The 23611-nt window shown below is 66.2% G+C and carries 25 protein-coding genes and 1 riboswitch; of the genes, 11 read left to right on the top strand and 14 right to left on the bottom strand.

The window, feature by feature from the left end:
• Window positions 1–66 precede the first annotated feature (66 nt).
• The 3 genes from LQT98_RS12795 to LQT98_RS12785 form a co-directional block, all read right to left on the bottom strand.
• On the bottom strand, window positions 67–399 hold the full coding sequence (locus LQT98_RS12795) for a DMT family transporter (RefSeq protein WP_231462672.1): 333 nt from the start codon (window positions 397–399) through the stop codon (window positions 67–69).
• On the bottom strand, window positions 400–852 hold the full coding sequence (locus LQT98_RS12790) for a multidrug/biocide efflux PACE transporter (RefSeq protein WP_231462671.1): 453 nt from the start codon (window positions 850–852) through the stop codon (window positions 400–402). It abuts the gene before it with no gap.
• 94 nt (window positions 853–946) lie between these two features.
• The gene (locus tag LQT98_RS12785; RefSeq protein ID WP_048409698.1) at window positions 947–1396 is read right to left on the bottom strand and encodes a multidrug/biocide efflux PACE transporter; all 450 of its coding nucleotides are present in this window, start codon (window positions 1394–1396) and stop codon (window positions 947–949) included.
• A 136-nt stretch (window positions 1397–1532) separates the two neighbouring features.
• On the opposite strand from LQT98_RS12785, the gene LQT98_RS12780 reads away from it, so the two are divergent.
• Window positions 1533–2393 carry a LysR family transcriptional regulator gene (locus LQT98_RS12780; RefSeq protein WP_231462670.1) on the top strand — a complete coding sequence of 287 codons (861 nt, stop codon included), beginning with the start codon at window positions 1533–1535 and terminating at the stop codon, window positions 2391–2393.
• Between the two features lie 45 nt (window positions 2394–2438).
• Here the strand turns inward: LQT98_RS12780 and LQT98_RS12775 are convergent, their stop codons facing one another.
• The 3 genes from LQT98_RS12775 to speA form a co-directional block, all read right to left on the bottom strand.
• Window positions 2439–2873 (bottom strand): hypothetical protein, encoded by a 435-nt coding sequence (locus LQT98_RS12775; protein ID WP_048409700.1) that lies wholly within the window; start codon window positions 2871–2873, stop codon window positions 2439–2441.
• Window positions 2874–3057: 184 nt separating this feature from the next.
• Window positions 3058–3516, bottom strand: coding sequence for an RICIN domain-containing protein (locus tag LQT98_RS12770; protein WP_053074359.1), 459 nt, complete (start codon window positions 3514–3516; stop codon window positions 3058–3060).
• A 268-nt stretch (window positions 3517–3784) separates the two neighbouring features.
• On the bottom strand, window positions 3785–5665 hold the full coding sequence (gene speA, locus LQT98_RS12765; RefSeq protein WP_048409701.1) for an arginine decarboxylase: 1881 nt from the start codon (window positions 5663–5665) through the stop codon (window positions 3785–3787).
• 655 nt (window positions 5666–6320) lie between these two features.
• Between speA and astE the strand changes: the two genes are divergently transcribed.
• Window positions 6321–7325: a succinylglutamate desuccinylase gene (gene astE, locus LQT98_RS12760; RefSeq protein ID WP_231462669.1), complete on the top strand. Its 1005-nt coding sequence runs from the start codon at window positions 6321–6323 to the stop codon at window positions 7323–7325.
• A gap of 82 nt (window positions 7326–7407) precedes the next feature.
• Here the strand turns inward: astE and bla are convergent, their stop codons facing one another.
• Complete coding sequence (bla, locus tag LQT98_RS12755) at window positions 7408–8295, bottom strand: class A beta-lactamase (protein WP_231462668.1); 888 nt, start codon at window positions 8293–8295, stop codon at window positions 7408–7410.
• A 352-nt stretch (window positions 8296–8647) separates the two neighbouring features.
• Between bla and LQT98_RS12750 the strand changes: the two genes are divergently transcribed.
• On the top strand, window positions 8648–8965 hold the full coding sequence (locus LQT98_RS12750; protein WP_082151005.1) for a DUF3761 domain-containing protein: 318 nt from the start codon (window positions 8648–8650) through the stop codon (window positions 8963–8965).
• 167 nt (window positions 8966–9132) lie between these two features.
• Entirely contained in the window at window positions 9133–9402 is a 270-nt protein-coding gene (locus tag LQT98_RS12745; RefSeq protein ID WP_231462667.1) for a hypothetical protein, read from the top strand.
• A gap of 290 nt (window positions 9403–9692) precedes the next feature.
• On the opposite strand, the gene LQT98_RS12740 is transcribed toward LQT98_RS12745, so the two are convergent.
• Window positions 9693–10673, bottom strand: coding sequence for a sodium:calcium antiporter (locus LQT98_RS12740; protein WP_231462666.1), 981 nt, complete (start codon window positions 10671–10673; stop codon window positions 9693–9695).
• A 56-nt stretch (window positions 10674–10729) separates the two neighbouring features.
• Window positions 10730–10874, bottom strand: a riboswitch (yybP-ykoY riboswitch).
• Between the two features lie 177 nt (window positions 10875–11051).
• On the opposite strand from LQT98_RS12740, the gene LQT98_RS12735 reads away from it, so the two are divergent.
• The 7 genes from LQT98_RS12735 (at window position 11052) to LQT98_RS12705 (ending at window position 19239) form a co-directional block, all read left to right on the top strand.
• Window positions 11052–13352: an acyl-CoA dehydrogenase gene (locus LQT98_RS12735; protein WP_231462665.1), complete on the top strand. Its 2301-nt coding sequence runs from the start codon at window positions 11052–11054 to the stop codon at window positions 13350–13352.
• A gap of 188 nt (window positions 13353–13540) precedes the next feature.
• A complete protein-coding gene (locus tag LQT98_RS12730; protein WP_231462664.1) occupies window positions 13541–14764 on the top strand; it encodes a CaiB/BaiF CoA transferase family protein in 1224 nt (407 codons plus the stop codon).
• 34 nt (window positions 14765–14798) lie between these two features.
• Complete coding sequence (locus tag LQT98_RS12725) at window positions 14799–15956, top strand: ABC transporter substrate-binding protein (protein ID WP_231462663.1); 1158 nt, start codon at window positions 14799–14801, stop codon at window positions 15954–15956.
• A 27-nt stretch (window positions 15957–15983) separates the two neighbouring features.
• Window positions 15984–16856: a branched-chain amino acid ABC transporter permease gene (locus tag LQT98_RS12720; protein WP_231462662.1), complete on the top strand. Its 873-nt coding sequence runs from the start codon at window positions 15984–15986 to the stop codon at window positions 16854–16856.
• On the top strand, window positions 16853–17827 hold the full coding sequence (locus LQT98_RS12715; protein ID WP_231462661.1) for a branched-chain amino acid ABC transporter permease: 975 nt from the start codon (window positions 16853–16855) through the stop codon (window positions 17825–17827). Before LQT98_RS12720 ends, LQT98_RS12715 begins: the two co-directional genes overlap by 4 nt.
• Window positions 17814–18527 (top strand): ABC transporter ATP-binding protein, encoded by a 714-nt coding sequence (locus LQT98_RS12710; RefSeq protein WP_231462660.1) that lies wholly within the window; start codon window positions 17814–17816, stop codon window positions 18525–18527. Before LQT98_RS12715 ends, LQT98_RS12710 begins: the two co-directional genes overlap by 14 nt.
• Window positions 18520–19239, top strand: coding sequence for an ABC transporter ATP-binding protein (locus LQT98_RS12705; protein ID WP_231462659.1), 720 nt, complete (start codon window positions 18520–18522; stop codon window positions 19237–19239). Before LQT98_RS12710 ends, LQT98_RS12705 begins: the two co-directional genes overlap by 8 nt.
• 143 nt (window positions 19240–19382) lie before the next feature.
• On the opposite strand, the gene LQT98_RS12700 is transcribed toward LQT98_RS12705, so the two are convergent.
• The 6 genes from LQT98_RS12700 to LQT98_RS12675 form a co-directional block, all read right to left on the bottom strand.
• Entirely contained in the window at window positions 19383–19814 is a 432-nt protein-coding gene (locus tag LQT98_RS12700; protein ID WP_231462658.1) for a MaoC/PaaZ C-terminal domain-containing protein, read from the bottom strand.
• 34 nt (window positions 19815–19848) lie between these two features.
• Window positions 19849–20301, bottom strand: coding sequence for a MaoC family dehydratase N-terminal domain-containing protein (locus LQT98_RS12695; RefSeq protein ID WP_231462657.1), 453 nt, complete (start codon window positions 20299–20301; stop codon window positions 19849–19851).
• A gap of 132 nt (window positions 20302–20433) precedes the next feature.
• The gene (locus tag LQT98_RS12690; RefSeq protein WP_231462656.1) at window positions 20434–21354 is read right to left on the bottom strand and encodes an SDR family oxidoreductase; all 921 of its coding nucleotides are present in this window, start codon (window positions 21352–21354) and stop codon (window positions 20434–20436) included.
• Window positions 21355–21372: 18 nt separating this feature from the next.
• Entirely contained in the window at window positions 21373–22548 is a 1176-nt protein-coding gene (locus tag LQT98_RS12685; protein ID WP_231462655.1) for a thiolase, read from the bottom strand.
• Window positions 22545–22937 carry a Zn-ribbon domain-containing OB-fold protein gene (locus LQT98_RS12680; RefSeq protein WP_231462654.1) on the bottom strand — a complete coding sequence of 131 codons (393 nt, stop codon included), beginning with the start codon at window positions 22935–22937 and terminating at the stop codon, window positions 22545–22547. The genes LQT98_RS12685 and LQT98_RS12680 overlap by 4 nt, the downstream gene beginning before the upstream one ends.
• Before the next feature lie 17 nt (window positions 22938–22954).
• The coding region (locus LQT98_RS12675) for an HpcH/HpaI aldolase/citrate lyase family protein (protein ID WP_231462653.1) at window positions 22955–23611 on the bottom strand (657 nt) is incomplete at its 5' end.

The following is a 23611-nucleotide window of genomic DNA, read 5'->3' as shown; positions in this document are numbered from 1 at the left end:
GGAATCATCCGGCCGGTTTTTGCCTTGCGCCCTCCCCGCTCACGGCAGGCTTGAGGCTGAGCCTCATTAGTGCGCCACCGACTTGGACATCAGATTCATCACCAGCACCCCGGCGATGATCAAGCCCATGCCTATCATCGCCGGCGCGTCCAGCTTCTGGCCGTAGAGCACCCAGCCGACGATGGAAACCAGCACGATGCCGACGCCGGACCACAGCGCGTAGGCCACGCCCACCGGGATCTGGCGCAGGGTCAGCGACAGCATGTAGAAGGCCAGCACATAGCCGGCGCCGGTCAGCAAGGACGGGCCGAGCCGGGTAAAGCCGTCGGACGCCTTCAGCGAGGAGGTGGCGATCACCTCGCTGACGATGGCGACGGCCAGGAACAACCAGGTTTTCATTCAAGACTCCAGTTCGGCGCAGGGCTTGCCGCCGCGCTCGCGCAGCTTGGCGCGCAGCGTGTCGTACAGCCAGTTGAATACATAAGTGTAAGGCAGGAAGAAGGCGAAGAAGCCCAAATCCAGCAGGAAGGCCTGCCAGTAACTGACGTTCAGCCACCAGGCCGCCAGCGGCACCAGCATGAAGACCAGCCCGCCTTCGAACATCAGCGCGTGCAAGCTGCGCACGCCCACGGTGCGGCTCCAGCCCATCGCCGCTTCCAGGCGGTCGAACAGCATATTGAACACCACGTTCCACAGCATGGCCGCGGTCGACATCATGAAGGCCAGCGCGCCCATGTGCAGCAGGCTTTGTTCCATCACCAGGGAGGCCAGCGGCACCAGCAGGGCCATCGCGCACAGTTCGTACATCACGGCGTGGAAGCCGCGTTCCAGCCAGGATTTTTGTTTGTTCATGTTATTTCCCAATCATGACCGTATAAGGACAGCCGCTATTCTGATTGGTTTTTCGGATGGTTGAAAAATAATAACCATCGGCAAAACCGATATATCAAGCCAGACCGGCGCGCGCGCGGCTCAGGCGCCGCAGCAGGCTGGCGCGCAGCCCGTCGTACAGCCAGTTGAAGACAAAGGTATAGGGCAGGAAGAACAGGAAAAAGCCGATGTCCAGCAAGAAAGCCTGCCAGTAGCTGATCTGCAGCCACCACGCCGCCAGCGGCACCAGCAGGATCACCAGCCCGCCCTCGAACAGCAGCGCGTGCACCACGCGCAGCGCGGGCGTGCGCGCCCAGCCGCGGCGGCGCTCCCAGCGTTCGAACAGGCTGTTGAACACGATGTTCCACGACATCGCCACGCTGGTCATCATCAGCGCCAGCACGCCGATCTGCGCGGTGTCCTGCTTTAGCAGCAGCGTGGCCAACAACATCAGCAGGCTGATGGCGCACAGTTCGTAAGTCACGGCGTAGAAGGCGCGTTCCAGCCAGGATTTCTTTACTTGCATCGATTCTCCTTGATCCGCCACGGCGCTCGGAAGCAGTTTGCGATCTGCTGCGCCGCGGCTTGATTAGCAAGACAATGACGCGATTTTTATTGGTTTTTCGGATAGGATAAAGATGGGTTAAATCGGAGAAACCGATATGAGCATGTCGCTAGACGCGCTGGCGGCGTTTGCCAACGCCGCCGAGCTGGGTTCCTTCTCCGCCGCCGCGCGGCGGCTGGGCAAGAGCCAGTCCACCATCAGCGAGGCCATCGCCAATCTGGAAATCGACCTGGCGGTGCAGTTGTTCGACCGCGGCAGCCGCCAGCCGGCGCTGACCCAAGCCGGCCGCCACCTGCTGGGCTATGCGCGGCAGATGCTGGCGATAGGCGATGAATTGAACCAGCAGGCGCAATTGCTGACCGCCGGGCTGGAGCCGCGGCTGACCCTGGTCTTGTCCGACACCTATCAGTCCTCGCGCTTTCAGGAGGTGACGCGGCAATTGGAACAGCAGTTCGAGGCGCTGGAGCTGGAATGCCTGGTGGGAGAGCAGGACGATGTGCTGGACTTGATCCAGACCGGACGCGCCCACTTGGGCTGCATGGCGGCGCAGGAGCAATACCCGGCCGATATCGGCCACGCCACGCTGGGCGAGGTCAGCGAGGTGGCGCTCTACGTGGCGCGCGGCCATCCGCTGGCGGCGCTGGAGCTGGCGGACCGCCAGGCGCTGAGCCGCCACCGCGAGCTGCGGCTGAACACTTACACCGAGAGCAAGCCGGACACGCTGAGCCGGCGCTGCTGGTTCGCGCCCAGCTATCTGATGCTGCTGGAAATGGCGATCCTCGGCGCCGGCTGGGCCGAGCTGCCGCGTTGGCTGGCGGACTCCTTCGGCGCCGGCCGGCTGCATGAGCTGCGCGCGCCCGGCTGGCCCAAGGCGCGCCATATCGATCTGGTGTGGTCGCGGCGGCGGCCGCTGGGCCTGGCCGCCGACTGGGTGCGCGAGCAGCTGCTGCGCTCCTGACCAGGCCGCCGCGCCATGAAGCCAGGCACGGCGGGCGCCGAGAACTCAGGCGCCAGGCGCGGTCAGCGGCCGCAGAATCCACATTGGCGGCCGGCCGGGATGCAGTTTGCGCAGCCGCAAGGCCGGCGGGAAGATTTTTTCCATGCCGAAGCCGAAGGCCAGGGTGCGATCGGCCTGGCTGACGATGTTGCCGGGCTGGGAGAACACATCCCAGCGCTGACTAGGCAGCGCGGGCTCCGGCAGCAGATCCAGTTGCAAGGGCGAGCCGTCGGCCACTTCATTGGCGGCAATCACCAATTGATTGCCGCTGGTGGCCAAGGCGAACAAGCCTTGGTCGAAATCGATATTGAACAAGGCGGCGAAATTGTTCTGGAACGGCTGCAGGCTGAGCCGGGAGCCCTTGCTCGAATCCTCGGCCACAATGGCGTAATCCGGGAAATAGGCCGAGGTGATGAAATACGAAGTGCTGCTGAAAGCCATCTCTTGCTCCTTAAAAGCGGCGGCGGGCCTTAGAACCTGTTCAAAGTCTGCTGAGCTTCGAGCTCAAAATGCTCATGCACCACTCGTACATTCCGCATTTTCGCTCGTTTTCGCCTTGTTTCGCCCTCGCTCGCAAGACCTTGAACCGCTCTTTGCGCCCGCCGCCGCGATCTTTGCCCCGCGCTTATTCAGCGGTTTCCAGCACCAGTTCCGAGCGTTGCGCCGAGGTCAGCGGCTTGAGCGCCCATTGCTGAGCCGGCGAAGCGTTGAACTCGTACAGCCAGATCAGGCTGCCCACGCCGCCGCGGCTCTGGTTGTCTATCACCAGATTGTTGTTTTGACGGCTGGAGATAAAGCCCGGACGGGAGAACAGATCCCATTGCTGGCTGAGCGAGGACGGGTTGTACGGACGCAGCACCAAGGGCTTGCCGCTGGACAGGTCGGAAATGTCGATCACCAGTTGGTTGCCGCTGGTGGCCAGCGCGAACACGCCGTTGGCGAAGTCGATGTTGAACAGCGACAGGAAGTTGCCCTGGATGGGCTGCAGGTACAGCTGGGAACCGCTCATCGAATCTTTGGCGGTAATGCCCAGTGCGGTGTTTTGGCTATAGGTCAGGAAGTAAGGAACGCTAGAGAAAGACATATGGCAACCCCCATGTTTATGCCAATCAATTATTGGCTTTCTCAAACTAGCAAGGTTTGCCCGTATTGCAAGCGCCGGCCCGAAACCGGCCGCGCCCGGCGTGAAATTCAGCTAAAAACCCGATCAGAAACACCAACTTAGGCATGGATTAAGTGAAAACGCTTAAATTCATCCCGCGAGGTATGGTCTGTTTCCACAAAAAACTAAGCGGCACCAACGCAAACAGCCGGGCTAAGCCCGGCTGTTTTACTCTTTCTGAAGGCGTGAATCAGACCGACAGATAGGACGACTGCTTCAGGCCGCGGCAGAACTCGGCGAAGAACAGGCTGCGCTCTTCGCTGCTGAGATCGGCGGCGCGCGACTTGGCTTCGTAGCGGTTGAGGATGTCCTCCGGCGACAGGTGCACATAGCGCAGCATGTCTTCGATGGTGTCATGCTCTTCCACGCCGGAGAATTCCAGCTCGCCGCCATTGCGCACATAGACGTTGACCGAGTCGGTGTCGCCGAACAGATTGTGCATGTCGCCCAGGATTTCCTGGTAAGCGCCCACCAGGAACACCGCGATCAGGTACTCCTCGCCCTGCTTCACTTCGTGTACCGACAGGCTGGATTCAATGCTCTGCTGATCCACGTACTGCTTGAGCTTGCCGTCGGAATCGCAGGTCAGATCCTGCAGCACCGCGCGGCGGGTGGGCTGCTCGTTCAGACGATGCAGTGGGGTGATCGGCAGGATCTGGTCGATGGCCCAGGTGTCCGGCAGGCTCTGGAACACCGAGAAGTTGCAGAAGTATTTGTCGGCCAGACGATCAGTCAGCTCGTCGTACACCTGGCGCTGCGAACGCTGGCTGGCTTGCAGCTGGCGATGCAGGCGGCGGCACAGCGCGGCGTGCACGTCCTCGGCCAACGCCTTTTCCTTCAGCGACAGGCGGCCGGCGGCGTACAAATCGGTCACTTCCGACGCATAGTGGCTGGCGCGGTAGTAGATTTCGGTGACCAGATCGTCGTCGTTGAGCTGCACCAGCTCGAACAGCTTGCGCACCGGCTGCGACAGCGCGGCGATATCGTCCACCTGCGGCACTTCGTCCGGCAGGCGCTCGACATCGGTCACGTTCATGATCAGCACCGCGTGGTGGGCGGTCATCGCGCGGCCAGATTCGGACAGGATGCGCGGATGCGGAATGCCGTTCTCGCCGCAGAACTCGGACAGCATGGACACGATCACGTGCGCGTACTCGTCCATATCGTAGTTGATCGAGCTGTCGTTGCGCGAATGGGTGCCGTCGTAGTCCACGCCCAGGCCGCCGCCCACGTCGACATGGTCGATGGGCAGGCCCAGCGCGCGCAGTTCGGCGAAGTAGCGGATGGCCTCGCCGAAACCGCTGCGGTAATCGCCGATATGGGCGATTTGCGAACCCATGTGGAAGTGCATCAGGCGCACGCAGTCGGCCAGGCCGGCGGCGGTGAGCTTGTCGGCGGCGGAAATCAGCTGGCCGGCGGACAGGCCGAACTTGCCCTTCTCGCCGCCGGTGTCCGCCCATTTGCTGGACGCCAGCGAGGACAGGCGCACGCGCATGCCGATATTGGGACGGATGCCCAGCTTGCGGGATTCATCGATCACCAGGTCCACTTCGGATTCTTTCTCGATGACGATGAACACCTGGTGGCCCAAACGCTCGCCCATCAGGGCCAGACGGATGTAGTCGCGGTCCTTGTAGCCGTTGCAGACGATGGTGCAGCCCTTGGGTGCCAGCGCCAGCACCGCCATCAGTTCCGGCTTGGAGCCGGCTTCCAGGCCGATGGACACGTCCGGCGTGGCGATGATGCTCTTCACCACCGCTTCTTGCTGGTTGACCTTGATCGGATAAATGGCGGTATAGCGGTTGCCATAGCCTTGTTCGGCGATGGCCTTGTCGAAGGCCGCGCACAGACGGGTGACGCGATCTTGCAGGATATCGGGAAAACGCACCAAGAGCGGCAGATCCAGGCCTTTGCCGGCCAGATCGCCCACCAGGCGGTGCAGATCGATTTCCTTGTCTTGGCGCACATTCGGACGCACGACGATATTGCCGTTGGCGCCCATGTCGAAGTACCCCGCTCCCCAATGCCGGATGCCATACAACGCCCGGCTATCAGCCACAGACCAAGCCATGAGTTTTCCCCTCAAGAACTGATGGAAAGCCCTGCACCCCGCGCAAAGGGAGAGAACAGGGATTCCCAAAGGACGCGCCCAGGCCGCCGCCGAAAAAGCGATGAGCCAGCCGCAGGAGCATCCTTATGATGGATAACCCCGCTCCTTAGTGCGCGGCTTTCGGGCTGAACAGCTTTTATGTGGGCCTGGGATGTCGGAGCGAAACAATTGAATTGTAGGTTTGCAAAGCTGCAAACGAGCGCGGATTGTAACAACATCACGCGGCTTGACAAGTAAAAAAATGTATAAAAATCCGCATGTCCAATTTAATCGACAAGCCCGCTCCGGGCCACGCGGCAAGCCTTGCCGGGCAAGGCTCCAGCAAAAACAGACCGCTATATTTGCTGCATGGCAACATCCAGCCGCTCCACCGGGCGCGAGCCGCGGCGCCGCGACAATGGACTTGTCCAAAATATTCAACAAAAGCCAACCTCGCCCCCCCATGCGGCCACGCGAAAAAACCACAGCGCCACCCGGCATGCCAAGCCGCGCCGGACAAGGCTTTTAGCCCAAACACGGCATGTTTTTTCAAATCTGCGCCACGCGCCGCCACCGGTCGCGCCGGCTCTGGTTACAATGCCCCGGTCATCACCAGCCGCGAGCCAAGAGTCAGCCCATGCGCGAGCATCACCACGATTTTCTGTCCTGGACCATGAACCCCGCCTCCGCCGCCACCGCGGAATGGCAACTGCCCTCCGGCGTGCAGGCGCGCTGGCTGGATTACGGCATCGTCGAACTGACGCCCGCCACCGCCGCCGCGGACGCGCTGCTGTTGTCCTGCGGCGTGCACGGCAATGAAACCGCGCCGGTGGAAGTGCTGAACGCCATTCTCGCCGACATCGCGGCCGGCAAGCAGGCGCTGCGCTGCCGGCTGCTGGTGGTCTTCGGCAATCTGGACGCGATGCGGCTGGGCAAGCGCTACCTGGACTACGATATGAACCGGCTGTTCAACGGCGCGCACGCGCGCCAGCCGGAAGCGCGCGAAGCGGCGCGCGCCGCTCGACTGGAACAGGCGGCGGCGGATTTCTTCGCCGCGGCGCGCGGCCGCCGCTGGCATTACGATCTGCACACCGCGATCCGCGGCTCGGTGTTCGAGAAGTTCGCCATCTACCCGTATCTGCACGAACGCCCGCACAGCCGCGCGCAGCTGGCCTGGCTGAAGAGCTGCCAGGTGGAAACCGTGCTGCTGCACAGCCAGCCGGCCAACACCTATAGCTATTTCTCCAGCCGCCACTGCCAGGCCGACGCCTTCACGCTGGAGCTGGGCAAGGCGCGGCCCTTCGGTCAAAACGATCTGTCACGCTTTTCCGGCATCGAACAGGCGCTGCGCCGGCTGCTGGCCGAGCCGGAACAAAAGCTGCCGGACTACCGCGACGGCGACCTGCCGCTGTTCCGCGCCAAATACGATATCGTCAAGCATAGCGAGGCTTTCCGCCTGCACCTGGCCGACGAGGTGGAGAACTTCACCGCGCTGCCGGACGGCTATCTGATCGCCGAGGACGGCGATCAGCGCTATGTGGCCGCCGGCGGCGAGGAGCGCATCCTGTTCCCCAACCCCACGGTCAAGCCCGGCCTGCGCGCCGGCATCGTGGTGGCTCCGGCGCAGTTGCCGGCGGACTGAGCCGACGGACGCCGGACAGCAAAACGCCGCGGTTTGACCGCGGCGTTTTTCATGTCTGCGCCAAACAGCGCCAGGTGTCCGCTCAGGCGAATTCGGCCACCACCACCCGCGCCGCCGCGGCCACCACCGCATTGCGTTCATCCGGCAACGCCGACGAGCCCCAGTAATACACCGCCAGCAATAGCGGCGACTTGCCCGGCCGCCAGGCCACCGCCACATCGTTGGTGGCGCCGTTGCCGCCGCTGCCGGTCTTGTCGCCCACCCGCCATTCCGCCGGCAAGCCGGCGCGGATGCGCAGATTGCCGGTGGTGCTGTTCAACAGCCAGTCGCGCAGCAAGACGCGCTGACGCTCGGGCAGCAGCGAGGAAAACAGCAGTGAGTTCAGATTGGACACCATCGCCGCCGGCGTGGTGGTGTCGCGCGGATCGCCCGGCGCGGCGGAGTTCAGTTCCGGTTCGATCCGATCCAGCCGGCTCAGCCCGTCGCCCAGCGCGCGCGCGAAACGGGTCACCGCCTCCGGCCCGCCCAGCAGGCCCAACAGCAGATTGGCGGCGGTATTGTCGCTGAAGCGCATCGCCGCGTCGCACAAATCCTTGACCGACATGCCCTGCTCCGCGTATTGCTCGGTGATGGGCGAATAGCGGAGCAGTTGCTCGCGCTGATAATTCACATGGCGGTAGAGCAGGTCCGGCTGCGCGGCGCTGAGCTGCAAGACGGCGCCCACCAGCAGCAGCTTGAAGGTGCTGCACATCGGAAAGCGCTCATCGGCGCGGTAGGCCACCCGCCGCCCGCTATCCACCTCCAGCGCCGCCACGCCGATACGGCCGCCGGCATTGTGCTCCAGTTCCGCCAACTGCCGCGACAGCGGCGCCTCGCCCGGCTGCCGCAGCGGCGGCCTGACACAAGCCAGCAGCCAGGGCGAAACCGCCAGCGCAGCCAGCAGGCCGCGTCTTTGCTTAAAGTCTTCCATATGTCTCCCTGAGAACCCGTCCGCGCTCTTGCTCGCGGGACTTTGAACAGGCTCTTAGAAACTGTTTACGATCCGCTGCGCGTCGTGAAGCGTGACACGGCGAGTGCCGCATTTACCACCTGCGCATTCCGCTTTCGCAGCCGCAACGCCTTGTTTCGCCTTGGCTCGCGAGATCGTGAACACGTCCTAAGCCGGTTCTGAGCGGCATGGTCAGATCCATGCCGCGGTTCATTCCATTTCCCCAAATCCATTGCCAGCATTTTTCATGACAATGAAGTAGAATTAAAAACCTATCATTACTCGCGTTAAAACTCGCTGCGCAAGCCCGCGATTTATTCACTTTTCGGATGACATGACAAATCTCTCACAGTTCCCCATTGCCGGCTGGCGACGCTGCGCCGCCGTCATCGGCCTGAGCCTGGCCTTCTTGGCCGCCCCGGTCCAGGCCAAAACGCCGCCGCGCCACGCCAGCGCGCCGGCACAAGAACAGCTGCTGGAACACGGCAGCTACACCAATTCCGATGGCGTGGAGGTGCACAGCCCGGCGCATACCCGTTCCGGCAAGGCGCCGGCCGGCGCCAGCGCGCGCTGCCGCGACGGCAGCTACAGCTTCAGCCAGCACCGGCGCGGCACTTGCTCGCATCACGGCGGCGTGGCGGCCTGGCTCTGAGAACCTATTCAAAGTCTGCTGCGCTGCGGCGGTACCGCGTTAAAAACGAGCTCAAAATGCTCATGCACCACCTGTGCATTCCGCTTTCTCGGCCGCAACGCCATCGCATTGCGCATACCCAAAGCCACTCAGTATAATTTGACGTCAAGCTAGTCGAGAGAAATCAAATGAAGTACTTCGTCGCCCTTTTCCTTGCCGCCATGTCCTTCCATGCGGCCGCATCGCCTATTAATTGTGATGAATATAATAACTCCAGAGATCAGTTTTCCATTGAAAACTGGAAGGGCAAGCTGCAAAGAATGAGCATCCTGGAGCGCATCGACTTCATCAAGGATAGACGCGAGGTGCTGAAACAATGCCAATTGGACGACTTTTCCCGGGTCAATGTAGAGAACTCGGTCAAAGCCGCTTCTATTTTGCTGGAAGGAAAGAAATAGCGGCAGCCCGCGCCCAAATCGCGGCGGCAAGCACCTGGGCATCCACTCAACCAGCGCCTGCCCCGCTGTTTTCAATACCCTCCCTCTGAGTTTGCGCAAAGACTCACGCCCAAGCGCGCCGGGCTTAGAGCCTGTTCAAAGTCTCGCGAGCAAGAGCGAGACAAGGCGAAAACGAGCGAAAAAGCGGAATATACAAGTAGTACATGAGCATTTTGAGCTCGTACTCACCGTGCAACGGCTCACGAAGCGCAGCAGACTTTGAACAGGCCCTTAGGAACCCGTTTCTCAAGTCACACCAGACAGCCGGCAAACAGCAAATACACCGCGCCCGCGCCCACCAGCCAGCGGCCATCGACATTGCCGCGCCGGAACAGCAGCCACAGTCCGGTGATCGCCGCCATCGTCGCCAGGCCGGACCACAGCAAGACGCTGTCAAAAAGCCACGGAGTGAAGAACAGGCCGAAGGCGCTGGGAATCGTCGCTTGAATCATCATCGCGCCGGAGATATTGGCCAAGGCCAGCCGCTCCTTGCCCTGCCGCAGCCAGATCAGCGCATTCATGATTTCCGGCAGCTCGGTGGCCACCGGGCTCAGCAGCAAGGCCACCAGGTGCGGCGCCATGCCCCAGTGTCCGGCCAGCGTTTCCAGCTGCGCGACGAAGCCATGCGCCGCCGCCGCGATCACCACCAGCGCCAATAGCGCCTGCGCCGCCGCCCAGCCCAGGCCGCCGCCGGCGCGCAGTTTCAAGGCGTCCAGCTCTTCCTCTTCCGGCGCGGTGTCGGCGCTGCGGATCTCGCGCCACACATAGGCGGCATAGGCGGCCAGGAAGACCACGCCCAGCCAGGGCTTGATCGAGAACGCCAGCAGGCCCAGCCCCACCTTGAACGCGAAAATCAGCAAGAACGCCAGTTGGTCGCCGGCCAGCCGGCGATGATCGACGCGCAGCAGGTAATTGGCGCGGCCCAGCCGGCCGCGGTGGCGCCACAGCGCGAAACCCACCACCGCGTAAGCCAGCGTGGCCAACACCAGCGGCCCGCCCAGCGCGGCGCCGACGCCGATGTCCTGATGCTGCGGCGTGCCGCCGAAGGCCATCGCGGTCAAGGTGACGGCGCTTTCCGGCAAGGCGGTGCCGAAGGCGGCGAGCACGGTGCCGACGGCGCTGGCGCCCAGATTCAGGTGGCGGCCGCACCATTCGATGGCGTTGACGAAGTATTGACAGGAAAGATAGATCAGGACGGCGAGGCCGAGCAGAAACGACAGGGTCAACAGCATGGATAGTCTTGGGCCGGGCAAGCGGATGGACAATGGCGCAACGACGCGGCTTGCCCGGCGGCAAACGCATCGTGGCCAAAGGTCTCGCTTGGCGGCGCCGGCAATGCCGGCCGCTGACCGCGCCATGGGGGCTTGCCCCCAAGTTTGTTGACGCGGCCTCTCCGGCTGGGCCGAAGATGGCTACTCCCCAATGACAACGGCGCCATTGTGCCAGCCCGGCCGCGATGGCGCAAACCTAGGCGAGCGTCATGACCCGCGCGCCGACCGCGCTTAAGCACAGCCAAATCCTCGCTTCGTCAAATGCGAATTGTCCTCGCTAACAAGATCACCGAGTCTATGTCCGTCCATCTTGCGATGGATAAAGACAAGGAGTTGGACATGAAGCACGATGTTTTGACGCAGCTGCGCGACAGCGCCCGCGCACTGCTCAGCCGCGACGACCACCGCCGCCGCGTCCGCAGCGGACGCGACAGCCAGCTGGATTATTCCGCGGAGCTATGGCGCGAACTGGCCGATGCCGGCTGGCTGGCGGTGTTGCTGGCGGAAAGCGACGGCGGCCTGGGCCTGAGCTTGGCCGAAGCCGCCGTCATCGCCGAGGAAGCCGGCCGCGCGCTGCTGCCGGAACCGTTCACCGCGGTGGCGGTGCAGGCCGCGCAAGCGCTCGCCGCCTGCCCGGACAGCCCGCTGCGCTCGCACTTGCTGGCCCAACTGGCCGCCGGGCAGTTGCTGCCGGGTCTGGCCTGGCAAGAGCGCGCCGGCCAGCAGGACGAGGACACCGCGGACACCCGCGCCGCCTTTGACGGCCAGCGCTACTGGCTCAGCGGCGGCAAGACTTTCGCGCTGCCGGCGGCGGCGGAGCGGCATGGCTGGCTGTTGAGCGCGCGCGGCGACGAGGGCTGGCTGCTGCTGTGGCTGCCGGCCGACCAGCCCGGCCTGAGCATAGACCGCTGCCCCGGCATAGACGGCAGCCTGATGTGCAGCCTGACGCTGGAACAGGCGCCGGTGCCGCACAGCCATCTGCTGGCCGCGGGCCCCGCCGCGCGGGACGCGCTGTGCCAGGCCAACGACGCCGCGCGCCTGGCGCAAAGCGCCGAGCTGCTGGGCAATGCGCGCCAGATCCTGGCGCTGACCCTGCCCTATCTGGCCAACCGCGAGCAATTCGGCCGCCCGATCAGCAGTTTCCAGGCGCTGCAGCATCGCTTGGTGGACGCTCATATCCAGATCGAGCTGGCGGCGGCCAGCCTGGACGAGGCGCTGGAGGAGCGCGCGGAGCCGGCGCGGCTGGACAGCGCGCGCATCAGCCGGCTGAAGGCGCGTTGCGCCGACGCAGCCATCGGCATGGGCCGGCTGGCGATCCAGCTGCATGGCGCCATAGGCTACACCGAGGAATGTGATATCGGCCTCTACTTCAAGCGCGCGCTGCACCTGAACGCCTGGCTGGGCAATGCCGAGCAGCAGCGCCGGCGTTACCGACGGCTAAGCCCGCCGCAAGCGGCCGCGGCGGAAACGCCGCCGCCGGCGCTGAGCGACTTCCCCCGCGACGCCGACTGGGAGGCCATGCCCGAATCCGAATTCCGCGACTTGCTGCGCGCCTTCTTCGTCCGCCACTATCCGCCGGCGCTGCGCCATCCGTCGCGGCGGCTGCACTGGCACGAAATCCGCGACTGGCACCAGACGCTGGCGCGCCAGGGCTGGGCGGCGCCGGCCTGGCCCAAGGCCTGCGGTGGGATGGGCCTGTCGCCGGCGCGGCAGCTGGCCTTCATCGAGGAACAGGAACGCTACGGCGTGGCGCGCGCGCCGGACCAGGGCATTATCATGGTCGGCCCGCTGTTGCTGCAGCACGGCAGCGCGGAACAGCAGCAGCGCTATCTGCCCAAGATCCTGTCCGGCGAGCACATCTGGTGCCAGGGCTATTCCGAGCCCAACGCCGGTTCCGATCTGGCGGCGCTGCGCACCGAGGCGGTGCCCGACGGCGCGGACTTCATCGTCAACGGCCAGAAAACCTGGACCACGCTGGCCCAGGACGCCACCCACATCTTCACCCTGGTGCGCACCGACAAACAGGCCAAGCGCCAGGCCGGCATCAGTTTCCTGCTGATCGCGCTGGACAGCCCCGGCATCACCGTGCGCCCGATCACCACGCTGGCCGGCCATCAGGAATTCTGCGAAGTGTTCTTCGACCAGGTGCGGGTGCCCGCCGCCAATCTGGTCGGCGGACTGAACCAAGGCTGGGGCATCGCCAAGGCGCTGCTGGGCTTCGAACGCATCTTCCTCGGCAGCCCCAAGCAGGCGCGGCAAGCGCTGGCGCAGCTGGCCACCCAGGCGCGCGCCTGCCGCGGCTTCGACGACCCGGTCTTCGCCGACCGCTACGCGCGGCTGGAGCTGGACGTGGCGGATCTGGGCGCGCTGTACAAGCACTTCGCCGCCATGGTCCGACGCGGGGAGGCGCTGCCGCCGGCGGTGTCCGCGCTGAAGATCTGGGCCACCGAGACTTATCAGCGCATCAGCCTGGCGCTGATGGATCTGGCCGGGGAATACGGCAGTTGGGCCGGCGCGGACCCGGCGGGCGGCCAGGCGCCGGCGCTGCTGTTCAACGCCACCCCCGCCACCATCTACGGCGGCAGCAACGAGATCCAGCGCAACATTCTGGCGCGCCACGTGCTGCGGCTGCCTGCCTGAGAGCCTGTTCAACATCGCGCGGGCAAGCGCGAGACAAGGCGGGAACGGCTGAGCAAGCGGAATGCACGCAGAGTCCATGAGCATTGCGAAGAGGTGCTCGCCGTGTGACGTCGCCTCGCCCCGCGCAGCAGATCGCGCACCGGCGCCAAGGGCGGCGTCGTCCTCATTCCAAAGGAGAAATCAGGCTTATGCACAGCGCTTTGTCCCATCTCCGGGTGCTGGATCTGTCCCGGATTCTGGCCGGTCCTTGGTGCACCCAGAACCTGGCCGACCTCGGCGCCGACGTGATCAAGGTGGAGCGCCCCGGCTGCGGCGACGATACCCGCCACTGGGGCCCGCCCTGGCTGCCTCATCGCAACGGCGAACGGCCGGACTCGCTGTACTACGCGTCCACCAACCGCAACAAGCGCTCCATCGCCATCGACATTTCCCGCGCCGCCGGCCAGCGCTTGGTGCGCGAACTGGCCGCCGGCTGCGATGTGCTGATAGAGAATTACAAGGTCGGCGACCTGGCGCGCTATGGCCTGGCCTACGCCGACCTGCGCGCGGTCAACCCGCGCCTGATCTATTGCTCGATCACCGGCTACGGCCAGAGCGGGCCCTATGCGCACAAGCCCGGCTACGACTTCGTGTTCCAGGGCCTGGGCGGGCTGATGAGCGTCACCGGCGAGAGCGACCAACTGCCCGGCGGCGGCCCGCAGAAGGTGGGCGTGGCGGTGGCCGACATGGTCACCGGCCTGTACGCCGACATCGCCATCCTGGCGGCCCTGCAAGCGCGCGAACGGAGCGGCGTTGGCCAATACATAGACCTGGCGCTGCTGGACTGCACCGTGGCGCTGGGCGGCCACCACGCCAACGCCTATCTGCACACCGGCAAGCCGGCCAGCCGCCATGGCAACGCCCATCCCAATATGGTGCCCTACCAGGTGTTCGCCAGCAGCGACGGCCACATCGTGGTCGCCGCCGGCAACGACGGCCAGTGGCGGCGCTTCTGCCGCGCGATAGAACGGCCCGAGCTGGCGGAACACCCGCGCTACGCCAGCGCCAGCCTGCGCATCGTCAACCGCGCCGAACTGGTGCCGCAGCTGGAGCAGGCATTACTGTCGCGCTCCAGCGCCGACTGGCTGCGGCGGCTGGAGGACGCCGCCATTCCCTGCGGCCCGATCAACGACTACCAGCAGGTATTCGCCGATCCGCAAGTGCGTCATCGCGGCATGCATGCCCGCATCGAGCAGCCGGACGCCACCGCTTGCGCCACGGTCGCCAGCCCGCTGCGGCTCTGCGCCACCCCGCCGCGCTACCGGCGGCCGCCGCCGCGGCTGGGCCAGCACACCGACGAGATCCTCGGCGAGCTGTTGCGGAAAACGCCGGAGGAGATCGCGCAACTGCGCGCCGACGCCGCCATAGGCTGAGCCGGACGCGCCACAATAAAAGGAGGAAACCACCATGCGAATCCGCTTGAGCGCCGCGCTGACCGCGGCCCTGATCGCCGGCAGCGCCGGCGCCGCCGACTTCAAGGTCGGCGTGCAATTGTCGCTGACCGGCCCCCTGGCCCTGGCCGGCAGCGAGATGAACCACGGCGTGCAGATCGCCGCCGATGTGTTCGCCCGCCGCTACCCGCAGCACCGCGTGCTGCTGAGCGTGGTCGACGACGAGTCCTCGCCGGCCAAGGCGGTGGCGGCGGTGGAAAAGCTGGCCGCGCAGCGGGTGAACGCCATCGTCGGCGGCACCATCTCCAATATCACCGGCCCGGCCTCGGAAGCCGCCAACCGCGCCGGCGTGCCCTTCGTCACGCCCGGCGGCACCAGCGACGACATGGTGAAGCGCGGCTTGCAGAGTTTCTTCCGCATCAGCAACAACCCCGGCTACGCCCGCGGCATGAGCGGCCTGCTCGGCAGCCTGGGCGTCAAATCCGCCGCCATCGTCTACTCCACCCGCGACGCCACCAGCGATCTGGCCGGCAAGCTCAAGACCATTCTCGCCGCCGCCGGCGTCGCCACCGTCATGCATCCCTTCGACCCGGCGGTGAAGGACTTCAAGCCCATCGTCAACAAGATCAAGCTGCGCGACCGCAGCGAGGCCATCGTGATGATCGCCTATGAGAACGACTACGCCGGCATCCTGCGCGCCGCGCGCGTGCTCAAGCCGCCGGTCAAGGCCCTGGTCGGCGCCTGGGCGCTGGCCACGCCCAAGATGGCCGCCGCCTTCCCGGAACTGCTGCCCAATGTCTACGGCGCCACCGTGCTGCCCACCCAGGTGGGCAGCAATCCGCTGGCGCTGGAATTCGACCAGGCCTACCGCCAGCGCTACAAGAGCAGCGCCTCCTACCATGCGCAGACCAGCTACGCGATCGCCAGCCTATTGTTCGAGGCGCTGGCCAAGACCGAGCAGGCCGGCGTGCTGGGCAAGCCCGGCGCGCTGGTGAACACCTTGCGCGGCAGCCAGCAGCGGACGCTGCTGGGGCCGGTGCGCTTCGACGCCCGCGGCGACAACCTCAACTACACCGCTCACATGGGGCAGTTCCGCGCCAATGGCGACATCGACATCGTCTGGCCCGCCGACTACGCCACCGCCAAGCCGCGCTATCCGGCGCTGCCGTGGTAAGCCGCCCATCCCTCGAGGACGACTGCCATGATGGAACTCATCCTGCAGGCGCTGTATTCCGGCATGCTGGTCGGCGGCGCCTACGCCCTGGTGGCGCTGGGGCTAGCCCTGGTGTTCGGCACCATGAAGATCATCAACCTGGCGCACGGCGAACTGGTGCTGCTGGCCGCCTATATCGCCTACGCCGCCGAAACCCGGCTGCAGCTCAACCCCTTGCTGGCCATCCCGCTGGCCCTGGCGGTGGTGTGCATCGGCTCGGCGCTGGTCTACCTGCTGGTGGACCGCATCCGCCAGGAGCGCGAGCTCAATTCGCTGATCCTGAGCTACGGCATCGGCATCATGCTGACCAACGCCATCCTGCTGATCTGGAAGGCGGACGTGCGCTCCAGCGCCAACGCCTGGTTCCAGCAGGCGTTGGTGCTGGGCCCGCTGTACAGCATGAATAGCGAGGCGCTGTTCTTCTGTATCAGCCTGGCGCTGATAGGCGCGGTCTGGCTGTGGCTCGGCCGCAGCTGGCACGGCCGCGCGCTGCGCGCGGTGGCCGGCAACCGCGAGGCCGCCAAGCTGATGGGCGTCAACCCGCGCAAGACCGAGCTGGCCTCCTTCCTGCTGTCCGGCGCGCTGGCCACTTGCGCTGGCGTCGCCATTTACAGCAGCGGCGTGATCCAGCCGGCGATGGGCCATTCGCTGACGGTCAAGGCCTTCGTCATCACCGTGCTGGCCGGCACCGGCTCGATACCCGGCGTGCTGCTGGGCGCCTTGCTGCTGGGCATCGCCGAATCGCTGACCGTCACGCTGTTCAGTTCCGCGCTGCAGGAGCTGGCCGGCATGCTGCTGTTCCTGCTGGTGCTGTTCCTGATGCCCAACGGCCTGTTCGGCGTGACAGGGAGACGAGGATGAAGAAATCCACTTGCTGGACCATCGCGCTGCTGTTCGGTCTCTACCTGCTGGTGCCGCTGGTGCTGGGCCGCCAGCTCTACCTGATGAGCCTGATCGTGTCGGCGCTGATCCTGGGCGGCATCGCGCTGGCCTGGGCGCTGCTCGGCAATCTGGGCGGCATGGTCAGTTTCGGCCATGCCGCCTTCTTCGGCGTCGGCGCCTATGTGTCGGCCTTGCTGACGCTGCGGCTGGGCTGGCCGGTGCTGCCCTCCATGCTGCTGGGCGGCGTCGGCGCCGCCGTCGCCTCGCTGGCGATGCTGCCGGCGCTGCGGCTGAAGGGCCCTTATTTCGCGCTGGCCATCCTCGCCTATTCGCAGATCTTCCGCATCCTCGCCACCGAGTGGCGCGGCCTGACCGGCGGCGCCGGCGGCCTGTCCAGCATTCCACCGCTGCCGCGCGTCGCCGGTTTCGATCTATCCAGCAAGGTCGGCGCCTATCTGGTGATCCTGACCGTGGTGCTGCTATTCGTCGCGCTCTACCGCCGGCTGCGCGACAGCGACCACGGCCTGGCGCTGAAGGCGATGCACGAATCCGAGGACGCCACCCGGGTGGTGGGCGTCAACAGCGCCGGGCTCAAGGCCGGCATGCTGTTGATCTCCGCCGCGATGACCGGGATCGTCGGCGCCTTCAACGCCCATACCATCAACTTCCTGGAGCCGGATTACGCCTTTGACGGCTCCTGGACCATCATCCCGGTGATCGCGGCGATATTCGGCGGCTACCGCAGCATCGCCGGGCCGCTGCTCGGCGCGGCGGTGGTTTACCTGGCGGATCAGCTACTGTTCAAGAGCCTGCTGCCCATAGGCCATGAAATCATGCTGGGCGCGCTGCTGGCGCTGATGATCATCGTCAGCCCCGGCGGGCTGCTGCCCTTGCTGGCCGGCTTGCGCCGGCGCCGCCGCGACCAGGAGGCCGCCCATGTTGAAGCTTGAAGACCTCAGCATCCGCTTCGGCGGCCTCGCCGCGCTCAAGAACGTCAGCCTGGAGATCGCCGAGCAGGAGGTGGTCGGCCTGGTCGGCCCCAACGGCGCCGGCAAGACCACGCTGTTCAACGCCGTATCCGGTCTGGTCCGGCCGCATGGCGGCCGCATCCTGTTCCAGTCGCGCGACATCCTGCCGCTGCCGCTGCATGCGCGCGCGCGGCTGGGCATAGGCCGTTCCTTCCAGGTGCCGCAGCCGATGCACCAGCTGACGGTGCGGGAAAACCTGCAAGTGGCGCAGCGCTTCGGCGCCGGCCGCAACGACGGCGAGCAGATCGACCGCATCCTCGAATTGCTGGCGCTGCGCGCCAAGGCCGAGCGCCAGGCGGCCAGCGAGCTGAGCCTGAGCGAACTGAAGGCGCTGGAGGTGGGCAAGGCGCTGGCCACCCAGCCCAGGCTATTGCTGCTGGACGAGGTGCTGGCCGGCCTGGAGACCCAGGGCAAGCGCCGCTTCATGGATTTGCTGCAGCGGCTGCAACAGCAGTACGCGCTGGCCATCCTGCTGATTGAGCACGATATCGAAACCATACGCCGGCTGTGCCGGCGCGTCTGCGTGCTGAATTTCGGCGAATTGATCGCCGACGGCGAACCGGACGCGGTGTTTCGCGATCCGCGCGTGATCAGCAGCTACACCGGAGACGAGCATGCTTGAAGTCCAGCGCCTGCGCGCCGGCTACGGCGCCATCACCATTTTGTGGGATGTAGACCTGAGTTTCGCCGCCGGCCGGCTCACCGCCATCGTCGGTCCCAACGGCGCCGGCAAGACCACGCTGCTGCGCGCCATCAGCGGCCTGCTGCCGATACAGGGCGGCGATATCCTCCTGCGCGGCGATTCGCTGCGCGACACGCCGGCCTGGGACATGCCCGGCCGCGGCATGATCCTGGTGCCGGAAGGCCGGCTGGTGTTCAAGGACATGACGGTGGAGGACAACCTGCTCATGGGCGCGTTCGCGCCGCAGGCCAGGCCGCGCGCGGACGACAATCTGCGCCAGGTCTACGCGCTGTTTCCCAAGCTGGCGCAGCGCCGCCGCCAGGCGGCCGGCTCGCTGTCCGGCGGCGAGGCGCAGATGCTGGCGCTGGGCCGCGGCCTGATGGCGGAGCCGCAATTGCTGCTGATAGACGAGCCTTCGCTGGGACTGGCGCCGGTGGTGGTGCGCGAAATGTTCGCCGTCCTCGCCGAGCTGAAGCGGGCGGGCAAGACCATTGTGCTGGTGGAGCAGAACACCGGCGGCGCGCTGGCCGTGGCCGATCATGTCTACCTGATGCAGAGCGGCAAGGTGCTGCTGTCGCAAGCGGCCGCCGAGGTGGAACTGGACGCGCTGCACGATCTCTATTTCAGCCGCGGCGCGGCGGAGGCTGGCTAAGAGCCTGTTCAAAAGTCTCGCGAGCAGGAGCGAGACAAGGCGAAAACGAGAGAAAAAGCGGAATGCACAAGTGGTATATCAGCATTTCGAAGCCGTACTCACCGCGTAATGCCCCGCGACGCGCAGCAGATCGTAAACAGACTCTAGGCCGGCGCGGCCAGGGCCACCACCGCCTCGCCTATCAGCTTGGTCTCGCCGCGCTGGTCGGCCGCGCGCAGTTGCAGCTGCGCGCGCTGCTCGCCGTCCTGTTGATACACGCGCAGCACGCAGCCTTCGCAGCGCAGGCTGTCGCCCAGCCGGGTGATGGCGACGAAGCGGGCGCGGTAGCTGCGCAAGGCCGGCTGCGGCGCCCAGCGCGTCAGCACCTGCGCCAGATAGGCCATCGCCAGCATGCCGTGGGCGAACACATCGTCCTCGCCGGCGGCGCGGGCGAAATCGCTGTCGATATGCATGGGGTTATGGTCGCCGGAAGCGCCGGCGAATAAGGCCAGCGTGGTCCGGCTGATCGCCGGCGCGTCAAAAACGGGCAGCGCGTCGCCGGCCTGAACCCGGCGCCAATCCTTCACATCGTTCATCACAGACTCCATGACCTGGCTCCGTTGCGCCGGCTCATGCCGGCCGCACCACGGTGATCCGGCGCAGCTCCGCCACCGCTTGCCCGTCGGCCTTGCTGACCGTGGTCTCGATTTCAAGAAAGCCCAGCTCGCCGCCGGAGCGGCTGCGCTTGACATAGATGTCGGCGATGCGGCTGGCGTAATCCAGCACATCGCCGGCGAACACCGGGCGCCGATAGTCGAAACGCTGTTCACCATGCAGAATCCGCTGAAAGCCGATGTCCAGCAGCCGATAGGCCTCGCCCCGCTGCGGCGCGTCCAGTTCCAGACAGAATAGAAAGGTCGGCGGCGCCAACAGCGCCGGATAGCCGGCGGCCTCGGCCGCGGCCTGGTCGAAATAGACCGGATCGCTTTGCCCGGTGGCCTTGGCGAAAAACCGCAGCCGCCCGGCCTCCACCACCGCGCGGTGCGGCGTCAGCACGTGGCCGATATGGCGGGAGTCCAACATATCTCCTCCTAAAGAGCGGCTAAACGCCTGTTCAAAGTCTGCCGCGCTTGGTGAGCCGTTGCACGGTGAGTACGAACTCAAAATGCTCATTGACCCGATGTAAACTCCGCTTCTTCAGCGGTTTTCGCCGGCTCACACCGGGTCCCAGCTGAACACATCGGCCGAACGATCCAGCGCGACGAAGGAAGCCTGCAAGGCCGGCATCGCGTGCTCGGCTATCGTCTGCGGCGTCCAGCCCTGCCCGCGCTGCACCGAGCGCATCGGCCGCGGCTGGCTCATCAGGAAGATTTCGTTATTGCGCACGCAGAACACCTGGCCGTTGACGCCGCGCGCCGCGTCGCTGAGCAGGAAGACCGCCAGCGGCGCGATCTTGGCCGGCGTCATCTGGCGGATCTTTTCCACCCGCGCCTGCTCCGCCTCGGTCTGCGACGGAATGGAGCCCGTCATCCGGCTCCAGGCGAAGGGCGCGATGCAGTTGGAGCGCACCTGGAAACGCTGCATGTCCAGCGCGATGGACTTGGACAGCGCCACCACGCCCAGCTTGGCGGCGGCGTAATTGGCCTGGCCCAGATTGCCGATCAGCCCGGAGGTGGAGGTCATATGCAGCAGGCTGCCGCTCATCCGCTCCTTGAAATGCGGCGCGACGGCGCGGCTCATGTAATAAGCGCCGTACAAATGGACTTTGAGCACCGCGTCCCACTCGTCTTCGCCCATCTTGTGGAAGATGCGGTCGCGCAGGATGCCGGCGTTATTGACCACGCCGTCCACCTGGCCGAAAGCCTGGAGCGCGCCGGCGATGATGGCCGCCGCGCCTTCCGCGCTGGCCACGCTGTCGGTATTGACCAGCGCCTGCCCGCCGCGCTGGCGGATTTCCGCCGCCACCCGCTGCGCCGGCCCGGCATCGCGGCCTTCGCCGCCCAGCGCGGCGCCGATGTCGTTGACCACCACCCGCGCGCCCTCGGCCGCCAGCGCCAGCGCGATGTCGCGGCCTATGCCGCCGCCGGCCCCGGTCACCACCATCACTTTGTCCTGCAGCATCGCTTGCTTTTCCATCTTGCCCTCCTTGAGCCGTCATAGGGTTGCGGCCGCGCCCAGCACCGCGGTGGCTTGCGACGACAGCGTGCCGCCATTGCCGTGCACCAGCGCGGTGGCGGCGCCGGCCACCTGGCGCGCGCCGCACTCGCCGCGCAATTGCCGCACCGCCTCTATCACCAGGAACACGCCGTACATGCCCGGATGCACGCAGGACAGGCCTCCGCCATTGGTGTTGACCGCCAGGCGGCCGCCAGGCGCGATCGCGCCGTCGGCGACGAAGGGCCCGCCCTCACCCTTGGCGCAGAAACCCAGGTCTTCCAGGAACAACAGGGTGTTGATGGTGAAGGCGTCGTAAAGCTGGACCGCGTCGATGTCGGCCGCCCGCAAGCCGGCCATTGCCAGCGCGCGCGCGCCGGACTCCTGCGCCGCGGTCACGGTCAGGTCCGGCATCGCCGAGATCTGGCGGTGCCAGGTGGCGGCGGCGACGCCGAGCAGATACACCGGCGGCCGCGGCAGATCGCGCGCGCGCTCGGCGCGCACCAGCACATAGGCGCCGGCGCCGTCGGTGACCAGGCAGCAATCGCGCACCGACAAGGGATCGGCCACCATGCGCGCCGCCAATGCCTGCTCCAGGCTCAGCGCTTCGCGCGCATAGGCTTCCGGGTTCAGCTGCGCCCAGCGCCGGGCCGCCACCGCCACCTCGGCCAGGTGTTCGCGGCGGGTGCCGTACTGGTGCATGTGCCGGGCGGCGGCCAGCGCGTAGGCGGTCACCGGCAGTTCCGGCTGGTAGGGATGTTCATAAGGCATGGGATCGAGCACGCGCCGCGCCAGATTGCTGGCCTTGCGGCCGAATGTCGCCGTGCGCTGGGTGCTGCCGTAGCAGACCAGCACCGCGTCGCACAGGCCGGCCTGCAAGGCCAGCGCCGCCGGCTGCAGATGGGCGACGAAGCTGGAGCCACCCAGCATGGTGCTGTCCAGGAAACGCGGGCGCAGGCCCAGGTATTCCGCCACCGGCAGGCCCCACATGGTGGCGTTGACGCTGGCGGTGGCCAGGCCATCGATATCGGCCAGTTTCAGGCCGGCGTCGGCGATCGCGCCGGCGGCGGCCTCGGCCAGGATTTCCATTTCGCTGCGGCCCTTGGCCTCGCCCAGGCCAGCCACGCCGACGCCGGCGATGGCCACCGCGCCGCGCAGACTCCGCGCCGCGCTCATGCCGCGGCTCCCGCCGGCACGAAGACCAGCAAGGGCTGGCCTTGCTCGTCGACGATGCGCGCGCGCACCGCCATGCCGATGCGCACCCGCTCCGGCGCCAGCCCGTCCACCCGGCTCATCAGCCGCACCCCCTCGTCCAGATCGATCAGCGCGATGTTCAGATCGCCGCCCTGCTCCGGCTTGCGGCGCACCACCGAACTGGAATACACGATGCCGGCGCCGCTGGGCCGCACCCAGCCCAGTTCCTGGCCGCCGCAATGCGGGCAGCTCACGCGCGGATAGAACACGTGCCGGTCGCAGGCGGCGCAATGCTGAATCTGAAACACCCCGGCGCCCAGCGCCTGTTGATAGGCCTGCTCCGGCCCCATGCTTTGCCATGCTGTTTCCACGTCCATGCTCCTCAAGGTCAAGGTTTGGAAAAACGACAGGTCCGCGCTTGCTCCGCGCCGGCAGCCGCCAGCACCCGCTCGGCGCGGCGCAGCACCGGCAGGTCCACCATGACGCCGTCCAGCGTCGTGGCGCCGCCGCCGGCGCGTTCCGCCGCCGCGCAAACCCGCCGCGCCCAGGCCAGCTGCGCCTCGGACGGCAGGAAGGCGGCATTGACCGCGGCGACCTGGGCGGGGTGGATGCACAGCTTGCCGCCAAAGCCCAGCCGCCGCGCCCGCCGCGCATCACAGCTCAGCGCTTCCGGCCGCAGCGTGGCGGTGACGCCGTCCAGCGGCGGCGGCAGGCCGGCCAGCCGCGAGGCCAGCACCAGCTGCGAGCGGAACAACAGCAGGCCTTCGTCCTCGTCTTCGATGTCCAGGTCCAGTTGCAGGTCCAGCGCGCCGAACAACAGCCGCGCCGTCCGCGGATGCGCGGCGATGGCGGCGACGGCGGCGAGACCGCGCGCGGTTTCGATCAGCGGCAGCAAGGGCGCGGCGCCGGCCGCCAGCGCGTCCAGTTGCTCGACGCTCTCGGCCTTGGCCAGCACCACGCCGTCCACCGCCGCCGCCCGGCATAATTCGGCATCGGCGGCGAAGTCGGCGCTATCGGCGGCATTGACGCGCAGCAGCCGCGCGAC

It is taken from the genome of Chromobacterium aquaticum, from assembly GCF_021129195.1.
Classification (GTDB): Bacteria; Pseudomonadota; Gammaproteobacteria; order Burkholderiales; family Chromobacteriaceae; genus Chromobacterium; species Chromobacterium aquaticum.
The sequence above is the reverse complement of the archived record's forward strand: the minus strand, read 5'-3'. Positions and strand labels throughout refer to the sequence as shown.